General features: G+C 63.7%; 12 protein-coding genes. 6 read left to right on the top strand and 6 right to left on the bottom strand.

Going from position 1 to position 13,437, the window contains the following annotated elements; genetic code table 11:
* Window positions 1-47: 47 nt before the first annotated feature.
* Entirely contained in the window at window positions 48-1,013 is a 966-nt protein-coding gene (locus tag GJB56_RS07505) for a quinone oxidoreductase family protein (RefSeq protein WP_020907725.1), read from the bottom strand.
* 83 nt (window positions 1,014-1,096) lie between these two features.
* Between GJB56_RS07505 and GJB56_RS07510 the strand changes: the two genes are divergently transcribed.
* The gene (locus GJB56_RS07510) at window positions 1,097-1,459 is read left to right on the top strand and encodes a hypothetical protein (protein ID WP_019748406.1); all 363 of its coding nucleotides are present in this window, start codon (window positions 1,097-1,099) and stop codon (window positions 1,457-1,459) included.
* A 63-nt stretch (window positions 1,460-1,522) separates the two neighbouring features.
* On the opposite strand, the gene GJB56_RS07515 is transcribed toward GJB56_RS07510, so the two are convergent.
* From GJB56_RS07515 to mptB, 5 genes are all read right to left on the bottom strand, one after another.
* Window positions 1,523-2,497 carry a COX15/CtaA family protein gene (locus tag GJB56_RS07515; protein WP_019748407.1) on the bottom strand — a complete coding sequence of 325 codons (975 nt, stop codon included), beginning with the start codon at window positions 2,495-2,497 and terminating at the stop codon, window positions 1,523-1,525.
* A gap of 101 nt (window positions 2,498-2,598) precedes the next feature.
* Complete coding sequence (locus GJB56_RS07520; RefSeq protein ID WP_021344236.1) at window positions 2,599-3,993, bottom strand: hypothetical protein; 1,395 nt, start codon at window positions 3,991-3,993, stop codon at window positions 2,599-2,601.
* Window positions 3,994-4,040: 47 nt separating this feature from the next.
* On the bottom strand, window positions 4,041-4,877 hold the full coding sequence (locus GJB56_RS07525; RefSeq protein WP_370333988.1) for an ABC transporter permease: 837 nt from the start codon (window positions 4,875-4,877) through the stop codon (window positions 4,041-4,043).
* A gap of 14 nt (window positions 4,878-4,891) precedes the next feature.
* On the bottom strand, window positions 4,892-5,833 hold the full coding sequence (locus GJB56_RS07530; RefSeq protein WP_007727917.1) for an ABC transporter ATP-binding protein: 942 nt from the start codon (window positions 5,831-5,833) through the stop codon (window positions 4,892-4,894).
* Window positions 5,830-7,584 (bottom strand): polyprenol phosphomannose-dependent alpha 1,6 mannosyltransferase MptB, encoded by a 1,755-nt coding sequence (gene mptB / locus GJB56_RS07535; RefSeq protein ID WP_081329031.1) that lies wholly within the window; start codon window positions 7,582-7,584, stop codon window positions 5,830-5,832. The genes GJB56_RS07530 and mptB overlap by 4 nt, the downstream gene beginning before the upstream one ends.
* 130 nt (window positions 7,585-7,714) lie before the next feature.
* Between mptB and GJB56_RS07540 the strand changes: the two genes are divergently transcribed.
* From GJB56_RS07540 to GJB56_RS07560, 5 genes are all read left to right on the top strand, one after another.
* Window positions 7,715-8,461 carry a helix-turn-helix transcriptional regulator gene (locus tag GJB56_RS07540; RefSeq protein WP_269455348.1) on the top strand — a complete coding sequence of 249 codons (747 nt, stop codon included), beginning with the start codon at window positions 7,715-7,717 and terminating at the stop codon, window positions 8,459-8,461.
* 155 nt (window positions 8,462-8,616) lie between these two features.
* The gene (gene sufB, locus GJB56_RS07545) at window positions 8,617-10,077 is read left to right on the top strand and encodes a Fe-S cluster assembly protein SufB (RefSeq protein WP_003944799.1); all 1,461 of its coding nucleotides are present in this window, start codon (window positions 8,617-8,619) and stop codon (window positions 10,075-10,077) included.
* A complete protein-coding gene (sufD, locus tag GJB56_RS07550) occupies window positions 10,077-11,297 on the top strand; it encodes a Fe-S cluster assembly protein SufD (protein WP_020907733.1) in 1,221 nt (406 codons plus the stop codon). Before sufB ends, sufD begins: the two co-directional genes overlap by 1 nt.
* 61 nt (window positions 11,298-11,358) lie before the next feature.
* Window positions 11,359-12,165, top strand: coding sequence for a Fe-S cluster assembly ATPase SufC (gene sufC, locus GJB56_RS07555; protein WP_003944795.1), 807 nt, complete (start codon window positions 11,359-11,361; stop codon window positions 12,163-12,165).
* 5 nt (window positions 12,166-12,170) lie between these two features.
* Window positions 12,171-13,436 (top strand): cysteine desulfurase, encoded by a 1,266-nt coding sequence (locus tag GJB56_RS07560; RefSeq protein WP_113683619.1) that lies wholly within the window; start codon window positions 12,171-12,173, stop codon window positions 13,434-13,436.
* The last annotated feature ends 1 nt before the right edge of the window (window position 13,437 follow it).

Below are 13,437 nucleotides of genomic sequence, written 5' to 3' on the forward strand. Positions count from 1 at the left end.
GCGCCTTTATTAACCGCGGGCGGTTAATAAAGGCGCACAGCACTTCGCTAGGGGATCAGAACGATCGACCCGGTCGTTGCTCTACCTTCCAAATCCCGATGGGCTGTTGCCGCGTCGGCGAGGGGATACTCGGCGCCGACGCGAATATCGAGCTTCCCGGCCGCAATGGCGTCGAAGACATCGCCGGCACGCCAGGTCAGTTCCTCACGAGTGCGAATGTGATGCGCAAGCGTCGGACGCGTCAGGAACAGCGAACCCGATGAATTGAGCCGCTGCGGATCAACCGGCGGAACCGGGCCACTGGCCGCACCGAACAATGCGACAGTGCCGCGAATACGGACGGAAGCCAGGCTCGAATCAAAAGTTGTCGCGCCGACGCCGTCGTATGCCGCCGCTACTCCTTCGCCGCCGGTCAACTCCCGGACTCTCGCTGCGATGTCCTCGTCGTACCGCAGGACCTCCGAGGCACCGGCGCCGCGCGAGAGTTCTTCCTTCGCATCCGACGACACAGTCGTGATGACCTTCGCCCCGAGGCTGACGGCCATCTGCGTCAGGATCAACCCGACGCCGCCCGCGCCCGCGTGCACGAGCACGGTGTCGCCGCTCTGGATCGGATACGTCGACTTAGCGAGGTAGTGCGCCGTCATCCCCTGCAGGAGCGCCGACGCTGCGGCCGATGCCGGGACACCGTCGGGCACCTTCACCGCGACTGCGGCGGGAACAGCCACCTTCTCGGCGTAGCTGCCCGTGGCGGCCGCCCACGCGACACGGTCACCAACGGCGAATTCGGTGACGTCGGAACCGGCAGCTTCGACGACGCCGCTGCCCTCGTCGCCGGGAATATAGGGGAGCGGGCGCTTGTACTGGCCCATTCGGAAATACGTGTCGATGAAATTGATGCCGATCGCTTCGGTCCTGACGAGTAGATCGCCTGGGCCGGGTGTCGGTTCGGGTTGTTCGGTCAGAGTCAGAACCTCTGGTCCGCCGGTCTCGGTCACGTAGATGGCTCGCATGGTTTCTGTTCTACACCCGGGACGGCCGACGCTCAGTCCATGCCTGGTGTCGCTTCCGGGCTACCGACCAGTATTGTCGAGTCATGAGCACCGATACCGAGAAGTCGGACGCCACCCCGTCCGCGCCGGAACTGCCGAAGTCCACGGTGAACGCCATCACCAAGTTCGTCGCCGAGCACGGCGGCTCCGCCAGCGCCGTCATTCAGCCGGTCGGCCTGGCCGGCGTTCGCATCACTCTCGTGGGTGCCGACGGCATCCTCGGTGATCAGGTTGTCGAGGACCTCGCCACGGCCAATGCCGTCGTTGCGTCGTTCGACACCGTCACCGTTGCCGAGTGGGAGCGTGAGCTGACGAGCATCGTCACCCCCCAGGAAGGCCACTTCAAGAAGATGGCCGGTTGGGTCGCCAACCAGACCCGGTTCCCGAAAGCACGCAACGAAGCCTGAAATGACGTGTGGGGCGTAGGAACACCTCTTGGTGTTCCTACGCCCCACACGTGTCTTGAAGCGTCAGAGAGCCGGTATCGGCGAATCGGTCGGCGTGTACTGGCGGGTCTTACCCGCAGCCCAAACTGCTGCGGTCGCAGCCGTGCACAGTCCTGCACCGGCGACGTGCATGATCACCAGAACTTCCGGCACATCGGTGAAGTACTGCACGACCCCGATGAGCGCTTGGGCGAGGATCAGTCCGAGCAGGACCTTCAGACGGATCTTCACGGCCGCAGATGTCCCGACCGCATATAGACCGAATGTCAGACCCACGACCAGCGCGAGATATCCGACCAGCAGCTGTGAGTGCAGATGAACAAGCGTCACGATCTCGACCTCCAGGCGCGGAACCGTGCGGTCCAGGCCCTTGTCGCCCGCGTGGGGACCTGCACCCGTCACGAGAGTTCCGGCGACCAATACGCCGGCGAGCGCGACACCTGACAGCGCGGTAAGCCAGCGCAGCGGCTTCGGCATCACGACCAGAGTTGTTGCCTCGTCGGGTTCCGCGATCTTCGCGTACATCACCGTGGCAACCCAGACCATCAGCATCGACGCAACCAAGTGAATGGCGACCGTCCACCACAGGAGACCTGTGAGGACGGTGATACCGCCGATCACTGCCTGAACGACAGTGCCGAGCGGCATCATCCAGGCGTAGACAAGCACCTCTTTGCGGCGGCGAGCGCGAGTCACCGCGAGCACGATTGCGGCAGCGACGATGACGACCAGGAACGTGAGTAGGCGGTTGCCGAACTCGACGGCTTGGTGAATCACCGCGACCTGTCCGTGGCCGACCGGGACGAAGCTACCGGGGAAGCACTGCGGCCACGTCGGGCAACCGAGTCCCGAGTCCGTCACGCGCACCACCGCGCCGGTGACAGCGATGCCGCCCTGCGTCAGGATCACGATGAACGCGATGATTTTCTGCGTTTTCAGCGAGGGGAGAGGTAGTCGATCCACCAAGCGTAAAAATCCGGCATACACACGATTCACCACGCCAACGATCGTAGTTCCCCATCAACTACACAGTGTCGTTGGGGGCAGGCGTTGAAGCAGGCGCGAAGCGAGCTGCCCCGCGTCGTCGGGACCAGCTCGCGTCAGTTCGCGCGAACGCGCACGATTCCCGAGATCGTTCCCTGGAAGTACTCGCCCGACTCGGTGATGAGTGCCGACATCTGCAGGGTGTCGTTGAGGATCGTCGACGGCAGCGGAGTCGAACCGATCTGTGACCCGTCCTTCGAGTCGATCACCGCGAACGAGTACCCGTCGAGCGGAGAGGTGCTCGGATTACCGTCCCGCGTGACGGTGTAGATCGAGCCGTCCGCCGTCGAGAGGTGCGGTACCGCGGAGCTACGAATCGTGTTGTCCCACACGACATGGCAGCCGACCGGATCTATGTCGACCCGGGTCATTCCGCCGTTGAAGGGTGCCGTGGCGGGGACCGCTGGACCGGCACCTTCAGGAGTCGTGGGGTACGGGTATCCGTAAGTGCCGGCCACGTAGACCGAATGACCGATGCCGACGGGGGAGTTCTCGCTGCCACTCGGTGAGCCGTCCTTGCTGGCCGCGGACAACACCGGCTGCGTGCACACCTCGGCGCCCGTGTCAGCGCGATAGACGTGCAAGCTCACTGTCGGGTGGGCGTTGTCGACGATGGTCAAGAAATCGCTGCCCGTCGACGGGCCGAAGTACGTCGGAGTCGATCCGGTTCCCCAGCTGAGCTGACCCGGATTGCGGGCCGGCCCTCGGTCGTACGGCTGACGCCAGTCGATGACGACTTCGTCGCCACTTCGCTTCAGTTGGTAAAGCGCGTGGGTCGTTGCGACGGCAGTGCCCGTCGGGGAGGTGGAGATGCTGTTCTGCACCTGCTCACCCTCGGGGAGCGCAATGCTGTGCGCGATTCGATCCGCGCCGACGTACCCGACGGTGCCGTGCCCCGTGGCGAACCAGACATTGCCGTCCCAATCCGGAGCGAGGCCGGTGACGTTGTCGTCGGCGGCAACCGCACCACTGAGATCGATGACATCCGCGAGTTCCAGCCGCCAACTGCCGTCCGGATTCTGCGCATGGGAAATGCGGACCAGTTGACGGTTTCCGTCGACGGCTACGAGACGGTTCTCGTTGTCGAGGTAGGCGTAGACGCCGCCGAGCAGGCTGCCCTTCGCGAGCGGCAGTTGCGCGACCGACCGTCCCAAGGGTGTGGCGTCGGCCTTCGGATCGATCAAATGGATGGTCGGGATCTGGCCGATCATCGTCGTGCAGAGCGAGACGATCATGCCGTCGGACCCCTGGAGGACCGTCGGGCAGGCGGCCATCATCGGGAAAGCTGTCACCTCGTGTGGGCCGGTTCCTGGACCAGGCAGCGGCGTGACGTCGGACGAGCCCGCGTCACCGTGCATGGTGGAAGTACCGACGGGACCGAGGTGCGGATTTGCAGGTGCGAGTGGACCGGACACCGAAGGGGTCGCCGTTGCGGGTCCGGCACACAACATCACTGTTGCGGCCACACAGCCGACGATCTGAGCTGTCCGTCGTGTACTCACGTGAACTTGAACCACCTTGCTGCGCAGACTCCGGCCACTGCGGCCCAGACGAGAAGTACGAGAATCGAGAACCAGTCCATCGAGGTGTCGAGGGCCGCTTCGAGTGCGTGTGCCAGGGCGCCGGACGGAACAATGCGCACCAGCGTGTGAACAGCGGTCGGGAGTTCACCGCTGGCGAAGACCACACTGCCGATGCCCACCATGATGAACCACAGGACGTTGGCGAGCGCGAGAACGATTTCTGCTCGCAATGTACCGCCGAGCAGCAGGCCAAGCGCTGCAAATGTGACAGTACCGATGGCAATGACCACTGCGCCGAGTACAAGTTCGACGAACGACGGACGCCACCCCAACGCCAAACCGATAGCGCCGAGCAACAGCGACTGCAGCGCCACGACGATGATGACGGCAGCGCTCTTGCCTGCGATGATTCCCCACCGCGGTAGAGGCGTTGCACCGAGTCGTTTGAGCGCGCCGTATCGGCGATCGAATCCGACGGCGATGGCCTGTCCGGTGAACGCCGTCGACATCACGGCAACCATCATGACACCGGGGAGCACGGTATCGACCCGAGAATCGCCCAAATCGCCGATCGGAAGTAGACACAGTCCGATGAGCAGGGTGATCGGGATGAACATGGTGAGCAGCAATTGCTCACCGTTGCGGAGCAGAAGTGTCAGCTCCAGTTTGGTCTGCGCCGCCAGCATCTTGGCCGCCGAATTGGGGCGGGGATCCGGCGAGAAGGTGCCTGGCTCGAAGCGGTTCTCGGCGAGCCGCCGGTCTCGGGCAACGCTGATGGGACTGCTCTGGCCGTTCGACGCTGTTTCGTTCATGACCTTGATCTCCGTCATCCCCTCAGTTCCCGGCCCGTCAATTCGAGGAAGACGTCTTCCAGACTCCGTTGATCGACGCGAATGTCGTTGATCAGCACGTCCTGATCGGCACACCACGTCGCAACTGTTGCCACGGTTGCCGGATCGATTGCACCTTCGACGACGTAGGTGCCTGGGTTGGATTCCTCGATGCGGAACCCGGCGAGTGAACCGGCCAGCGAATCGAGGCTCAAACCGGGAACCGTCGTCAGACGGAGTTGTCCTTCGGCGCCCTTGCTGGTGACCTCGGCCGGCGTTCCCGATGCGACGATCTTGCCGTGGTCGATGATGACCAGTTCGTCGGCGAGTGCTTCGGCCTCGTCCATGAGGTGTGTGGTGAGCAGGACGCTCACGCCGTCGCGTCGCAGAGCGTCGATGAGTTCCCACACGAGCAGGCGCGCCTGAGCGTCGAGTCCAGCGGTGGGTTCGTCCAGAAATACCAATTCGGGGCGGCCGACCAGCGCGCACGCCAGGGACAGTCGTTGCTGCTGGCCTCCGGAGAGACGGCGGTACGGGGTCTTGCGCGCATCGGTGAGGCCGAGTTTGGAAAGGAGCCAGGCGGGATCGAGCGGGTCGGCCGAGTATGCGGCCACGAGGTCGAGCATTTCCCCGGCCTTGGACCCGGGGTACGCGCCGCCGCCCTGCAGCATGACGCCGATTCGTGAGCGGACTTCACCGGAGTCGGCGATGGGGTCGAGACCGAGCACTCGAACCGTGCCGGCATCGGGGGTGACAAACCCTTCGCACATCTCGACGGTGGTTGTCTTACCGGCTCCGTTGGGGCCGAGCAGGGCAACGACCTGGGCCGTCTCGACAGTGAGATCGATACCGTCGACGGCTCGAACACCGTCGAAGGACTTGACGACACCCTGGATCTGTACCGCCGGCGTCGACGATCTGGAGGCTCTCGAGGTCACGGGGAATCAGCGTAAGCCCCCGCCGAGTTGTCTTCGTCTACCGGTCCGCCTTTCGTGATCTCCGCTACTGGCTTGTCGCTACGCCAGGGGAGTGAATTGCGGGTGAAGACGATGAGCGTTCCGGCGGTGAGGATGGTCGCGATGACGGCCTGCACGATCATGAACGGAAGGTATTCGGCGCCGTTGGACATCAACATGACGCTGACGATCGAGGTGAAAACGACGGCAGGGATGCGGAAAATCGGTGCGGTGGCCCACGCGGCCAGCGGAAGGATCGCCCACAGCAGGTACCACGGCTGAACAACGGGGAACAGGAGAACGATCGCTCCGAGTGCGATGCCGAGTCCACCGACCGGGTGTATGCGGCCCATGTACACCGAGATCATCATCCGTGCGGTGACGAGCATGGCGACGAGAGTCGCGATGGGCCGCGTGATCGTGAGGATCGCCGTCGTGTGATCGCCGAGTCCGAGCAGTACACCGGCCAATCCCGTGCCGACGCCCAGGAGCGTCGGGATGGACATCCAACTCCGGACTGCGGTGGCGGTGTCGAGGGTGTTGATCCAACCCATACCGAGCCCACTGGCCACGCTGATGACAAACGTGACGACAGCGGCAACGACGCCCAGGAGGATCGCGGCTCCCGCCAGGGCTTTCCAGGTTCCACCCCAACGCCGAGCCAAGGCCATGCCGACAAATCCCAAGGCAAGCAAGGACGGAATTTTGACGGTCGACGACAATGCGATCAAACCTGATCCCGCAACGAGATAGAACAGCGCTCGGCCACGGATGGGCCCGGACCCTTCGACTGCGCGGAGGGCGATCTCGATTCCGGCGAGCATCAACCCGAGCATGAGCGCTTCGTTGTGGATGCCGGCCACCAAGTGGAAGAGCAACAGCGGGTTCGCGGCACCGAGCCAGAGCGAACTGACGGCAGAGACACCGCATCGCTTGGCCAGTCGAGGTATCGCCCACACGATGAGCGCGACGCCGGCCAATGCGAGCAAGCGGTGCAAGAAGATTCCGGCCACGATGTTGTCGCCGGTCAGTGAGCTGATCCCGCGTCCCAGCCACAGGAAGAACGGTCCGTACGGAGCCGGGGTGTCGCGCCAGATCGTCGGAACCGTGCGGGTGAGAACGTGGTCGACACCCAGTGCCGCCTTGGGACCGATGGCGTACGGATCGAGTCCACGGGCCGCGATTTCGCTTTGAGCCAGATACGAGTAGACGTCGCGGCTGAACATCGGCGGTGCGACCGAGAGCGGCAGGATCCACAGCAGGAGTGTGCGGTCCAACTGGGAACGGGTCATGCGCCGCGGTGCGCCGGAACGGCTGCGTATGTCCCCGACTGCAAATCGGCCCATCATCAGCCAGGCCAGAACGACGAGCACGGTTCCGGTCATCGTCATGGTGAGTGAGACCGTCGGCATACGTCCGGGAAGGCTGAGGACTCGAAGTCCTGCGGTCGGATTCTGCAGGACGGGTTGTGCGCCGGCGCCGAGCGCTCCGACTGCCATCAAGACCGCGCCGGTCGCGCCGAATCGGCGGATCCCTCGCAGTTGTGCGGTTTCCTTCGCGTTCAGGCCCGGGCGCTCGTCCTCGTCGCCGTGCAGCACCGCGGCCATACTCTGCCGGGGAGCGGATCCGAAAGGTCGAACGCCGATTGTGGAAAGCGCGAGTGCCTTGGGTTTTTCCAGCAGGATCGCGCGCGCCGATCGCGCGGTCGTCGTCTTCTCGGGGGTCTGCGGCACACCAGGCAGCGTAGCGGCTCCATCCAGCCGGACAGACAAGCACAAACAACGTAGGTTGTCCGGATATTCCCGAATGTAATGCAGGTTGCCCTTAGTAGACCTGCGAAAAGAATTCCGTCACACTTGTGTTGTGAAAAGAAATGCGTCAGACCCACGAAGCAAGGAAGTTGCAGGTCAGCCCACTGTAGCGGCCTCGCCGAGTGCTGCCGCAAATCCGGTGACGGTGAGCGTCGAAGGTCAGACGCGGGCGGCAGTGGTCAAGCTGCTACTCGAAGAAGGCCCCATTACCGCCTCCGAAATCGGCACACGCCTCGGTTTGAGTGCCGCAGGTGTCCGACGTCACTTGGATGCGTTGATCGAGTCCGGCGAAGCCCGTACCGCTTCGGCGTCGTCGCTGCGTCAGCGCGGACGAGGTCGTCCCGCCAAGCAGTTCCAGATCACCGCGACCGGTCGCGGCCGCCTCGGCCACACCTACGACGATCTGGCGGGAGCCGCGATGCGGCAACTCCGTGAAATCGGCGGAGACGCGGCAATCGAGGAGTTCGCCAAGCGTCGGGTCCAGGCGATCGTCGGAGACGTCGAACCGGCTGATCCGACAGATGTCGACAACGTCGAGGCGACAGCGGACGCAATCGCCGAAGCCTTCAACGCGGTGGGGTTCGCAGCGTCGACCCGGCCAGTCGGCAACGGCGTGCAGATCTGCCAACACCATTGCCCGGTTTCCCATGTGGCAGAAGAGTTTCCGGAACTGTGCGAGGCAGAGCAGCAAGCATTCCGGCAATTGCTCGGGACTCATGTCCAGCGTCTGGCGACCATCGCCAACGGTGACTGCGCCTGCACGACGCACGTGCCCCTCGTGTCCACCGGGAGTAGATGACCGGACCACAGTGTTCTACCGAGCGTTGCCGCCGTGCAGCGTTCGAATTGAGATTTTTCAGCTAGTTCTTCAAAGTCAGAACTGCTCGACCACAGCGACCAGCCCTCGCTGAACCCGAGCAGCCGTCAAGAAACAAGACTCCGGAAGGAGCTCGCATGACCGTCACATCAGACCAGGCGACTACCACTGCGGCAGCAGGCACCGAGCCGCTCACGCAGGAAGAGACCATCGCGTCCCTCGGTCATTACGGCTACGGCTGGTCCGATTCCGACGAAGCCGGAGCCAGCGCGCAGCGCGGGTTGTCCGAGGCTGTCGTGCGGGACATCTCCGCCAAGAAGAGCGAGCCCGAGTGGATGCTCGACATCCGCCTCAAGGCGCTGCGCACCTTCGACAAGAAGCCGATGCCGAACTGGGGCAGCGACCTCGAAGGTATTCACTTCGACAACATCAAGTACTTCGTCCGGTCCAGCGAGAAGCAGGCCGAGTCGTGGGAAGACCTGCCCGAGGACATCAAGAACACGTACGACAAGCTCGGCATCCCCGAGGCGGAGAAGCAGCGCCTCGTTGCCGGCGTCGCAGCTCAGTACGAGTCCGAGGTCGTCTACCACTCGATCCGTGAGGACCTCGAGGAGCAGGGCGTCATCTTCCTCGACACGGACACCGGTCTCAAGCAGCACCCGGAGCTGTTCAAGGAGTACTTCGGATCGGTCATCCCGGCCGGCGACAACAAGTTCTCCGCGCTGAACACCGCCGTGTGGTCCGGTGGCTCGTTCATCTACGTTCCGCCGGGAGTCCACGTGGACATCCCGTTGCAGGCGTACTTCCGCATCAACACCGAGAACATGGGTCAGTTCGAGCGCACCCTGATCATCGTCGACGAAGATGCCTCCGTGCACTACGTCGAGGGTTGCACCGCGCCGATCTACAAGTCCGATTCACTGCACTCGGCCGTCGTCGAGATCATCGTGAAGAAGGGCGGCCACTGCCGCTACACGACCATCCAGAACTGGTCCAACAACGTCTACAACCTGGTGACCAAGCGCACCAAGGTCGAGGCAGGCGGATCCATGGAGTGGGTCGACGGCAACATCGGCTCCAAGGTCACCATGAAGTACCCGGCCGTGTGGCTGATGGGCGAGTACGCCCGCGGTGAGGTTCTCTCCGTTGCGTTCTCCGGCGAGGGCCAGCACCAGGACACCGGCGCCAAGATGCTCCACCTCGCGCCGCACACGTCCTCGACCATCATCAGCAAGTCTGTCGCCCGTGGTGGCGGACGTGCGTCGTACCGCGGTCTGGTGCAGGTCAACAAGGGTGCCCACGGCTCCAAGTCGACCGTCAAGTGTGACGCTCTGCTGGTCGACCAGATCAGCCGAAGCGACACCTACCCGTACGTCGACATCCGCGAGGACGACGTCACCATGGGTCACGAGGCCACCGTCTCCAAGGTCAGTGACGATCAGCTCTTCTACCTGATGAGCCGCGGACTGACCGAGGACGAGGCGATGGCCACCATCGTGCGTGGATTCGTCGAGCCCATCGCGAAGGAACTCCCGATGGAGTACGCGCTCGAGCTCAACCGCCTTATCGAACTTCAGATGGAAGGGGCTGTGGGTTAGTGACCACGCCAGAGACCGGAGTCATCGGAGCTGTTGCCGGGGAGAACCCGACCGCTCCTGTAAAGGGTGCAGCCACAGGCTCACCTATCACGAACAAGGGCGAGCAGTTCTCCTCGTTCGACGTCAATGCATTCGAGGTTCCCGGCGGACGTGACGAGATCTGGCGGTTCACCCCGCTGCGTCGTCTCCGGGGACTGCATGACGGCAGCGCCGTCGCCAACGGACAGGTCACCGTCGAGGTCGACGGGGGAAGCGACATCACCGTCGAGACCGTCGGCCGTGACGACGCGCGTCTGGGCAAAGCCGGCGTTCCCGCTGATCGCATTGCAGCGCAGGCGTATTCGAGCTTCGAGACTGCAACGGTCATCTCGGTGGGCGCCGAGGTCGAGGTCGAGAAGCCAGTCGTGGTCACCATGACCGGCCCCGGAGTCGACAACGTCGCCTACGGACACACCCAGATTCACCTGGCACAGTTCGCCAAGGCGACGTTCGTGATCGACCAGCGCGGCAGCGGAACCTTCGCGGAGAACATCGAATTCGTTCTCGGTGACAGTTCGCAGCTGACCGTGGTGGCCATCCAGGACTGGGCGGACGACGCAGTTCACGTGACGTCACACCACGCTCGCCTGAACCGCGACGCAGTGCTTCGATACACCTCGATCAGCCTGGGCGGCGACCTGGTTCGCCTGTCCGCCACCGTCAAGTACGACGGACCGGGCGGCGACGCCGAACTGCTCGGCCTGTACTTCGCCGACGCCGGCCAGCATCTGGAACAGCGTCTGCTGGTGGATCATTCGCAGCCCAACTGCAAGTCCAACGTGGTCTACAAGGGTGCGCTTCAGGGCGATCCCGGATCCGGCAAGCCCGACGCGCACACCGTGTGGATCGGCGACGTTCTCATCCGCGCCGCAGCGGAGGGCACCGACACGTTCGAGCTCAACCGCAACCTGGTGCTGACCGACGGCGCCCGCGCCGACTCGGTTCCGAACCTCGAAATCGAGACCGGTGAGATCGTCGGAGCCGGCCACGCAAGTGCAACGGGACGTTTCGACGACGAGCAGCTGTTCTACCTGCGTGCTCGTGGTATCCCGGAGGATCAGGCTCGTCGTCTGGTCGTACGTGGGTTCTTCCACGAAATCATCAACAAGATCGCTGTTCCCGAGGTGCGCGATCGCCTCGAAGCCGCAGTCGAAGCCGAACTTGCAGCCGTCGGCTCCTGACCGCCCCGCCTGCGACACCACCCCGTCGCTACGCTCGCCCGCCTCATCTTGAAGGAATTTCATGTCTACCAGTGACAACACCACCACCTCGGTCCTCGAGGTTCGTGACCTGCACGTCGAGGTCGCCAACTCCGATGCCAACGCCGAGCCCATCCAGATCCTCAAGGGCGTCGACCTGACGGTCCGCTCCGGCGAGACCCACGCGATCATGGGCCCCAACGGCTCCGGCAAGTCGACTCTGTCGTACGCCATCGCCGGTCACCCCAAGTACCAGGTCACATCCGGCTCCATCACCCTCAACGGTGAAGACGTCCTCGCAATGAGCGTCGACGAGCGTGCACGTGCCGGGCTCTTCCTGGCAATGCAGTACCCCGTCGAGGTTCCCGGCGTTTCCATGTCCAACTTCCTGCGCACCGCCGCCACGGCCGTGCGAGGCGAGGCTCCCAAGCTTCGCCACTGGGTCAAGGAAGTCAAGGAAGCCCTCAGCGAGCTCGAGATCGATCCCTCGTTCATCGAGCGCTCGGTCAACGAAGGCTTCTCCGGTGGCGAGAAGAAGCGCCACGAGATCCTGCAGTTGGGCATGCTCAAGCCGAAGATCGCGATCCTCGACGAGACCGACTCCGGCCTCGACGTCGACGCTCTGCGCACCGTCTCCGAAGGCGTCAACCGCTACAAGGAGCGCGAGAACGGCGGCGTTCTGCTGATCACGCACTACACGCGCATTCTGCGCTACATCAACCCCGACTTCGTTCACGTGTTCGTCGGTGGCCGCATCGTCGAGTCCGGTGGACCGGAGTTGGCCGACGAGCTCGAGACCAACGGCTACGTTCGTTTCACCGCGGACACCGCAGCTACCCAGGGAGCGTAATCACGATGACCACCTCGGTGCGCGAGCTCGACGTCACAGCGGTTCGGGCCGACTTCCCGATCCTGGCGCGAACCGTGCGCGACGGAAAACCTTTGGTGTACTTGGATTCCGGCGCTACCTCGCAGCGTCCGGTCCAGGTTCTCGATGCCGAACGGGACTTCCTGACCACGTGTAACGCGGCAGTACACCGGGGTGCTCATCAGCTCGCAGAAGAGGCGACGGACGCGTACGAGAATGCTCGCGCCACCATCGCTTCTTTCGTGGGCGCGGATTCGGACGAGTTGGTGTTCACCAAGAACGCCACCGAGGCTCTCAATCTGGTGACCTACGTTCTCGGGGACGATCGCTTCGACCGCCATGTCGGTCCTGGCGACGAAATCGTCATCACCGAACTCGAACACCACGCCAACCTCGTTCCCTGGCAGGAACTTGCGCGCCGAACCGGTGCGACGCTCAAGTGGTACGGCGTCACCGACGACGGCCGGATCGATCTCGATTCGCTGGAGCTGACAGACGCGGTGAAGGTCGTTTCGTTCACCCACCAGTCCAACGTGACCGGCGCGATCGCGCCCGTCGAGGAATTGGTGCGACGAGCACGCGCCGTCGGTGCACTCGTCGTGCTCGACGCGTGCCAGTCGGTGCCTCACATGGCCGTCGACTTCCACGAACTGGGAGTGGACTACGCGGCGTTCTCGGGCCACAAGATGCTCGGCCCTTCGGGGGTCGGAGTTCTCTACGGCCGTCGTGAACTGCTGGCAGCGATGCCTCCGTTCATCACCGGCGGGTCGATGATCGAGACGGTCACCATGGAGGTCAGCACCTACGCGCCGCCGCCTCAGCGTTTCGAAGCCGGCGTACCGATGACCTCACAGGTGGTCGGACTGGGCGCTGCCGTGGATTACCTGAACACCTTCGGGATGGACGCCGTCGCTGCGCACGAGCACGTGTTGGTGGAGGCTGCTCTCGAAAAGTTGTCGGCGATCGAAGGTCTGCGCATCATCGGACCGCAGACGTCCGAGAACCGCGGCGGAGCGATTTCATTTGTCGTGGACGGTATTCACGCCCACGACCTCGGACAGATCCTCGACGACGAGGGCGTCGCGATCCGCGTCGGACACCATTGCGCGTGGCCGCTGCATCGTAAGTTCGGTGTCGCTGCGACGGCCCGTGCGTCGCTTGCGCTCTACAACACCACCGCGGAAATCGATGTTCTCGTTGCAGCGATCAAGCGTGCGCAGGAATTTTTCGGTGTCGCAGGGGAGTTGAACTGAA

The organism is Rhodococcus sp. AQ5-07 (assembly GCF_009707305.1).
GTDB lineage: Bacteria > Actinomycetota > Actinomycetes > Mycobacteriales > Mycobacteriaceae > Rhodococcus_F > Rhodococcus_F erythropolis.

Coding starts and splice junctions, on each gene's coding strand:
- GJB56_RS07520 (WP_021344236.1), bottom strand. CDS start 3,993: ATGTTGTGTGCCGGACCCGCAACGGCGACCCCTTCGGTGTCCGGTCCA.
- GJB56_RS07560 (WP_113683619.1), top strand. CDS start 12,171: ATGACCACCTCGGTGCGCGAGCTCGACGTCACAGCGGTTCGGGCCGAC.
- GJB56_RS07505 (WP_020907725.1), bottom strand. CDS start 1,013: ATGCGAGCCATCTACGTGACCGAGACCGGCGGACCAGAGGTTCTGACT.
- sufC (WP_003944795.1), top strand. CDS start 11,359: ATGTCTACCAGTGACAACACCACCACCTCGGTCCTCGAGGTTCGTGAC.
- GJB56_RS07510 (WP_019748406.1), top strand. CDS start 1,097: ATGAGCACCGATACCGAGAAGTCGGACGCCACCCCGTCCGCGCCGGAA.
- sufB (WP_003944799.1), top strand. CDS start 8,617: ATGACCGTCACATCAGACCAGGCGACTACCACTGCGGCAGCAGGCACC.
- GJB56_RS07525 (WP_370333988.1), bottom strand. CDS start 4,877: ATGAACGAAACAGCGTCGAACGGCCAGAGCAGTCCCATCAGCGTTGCC.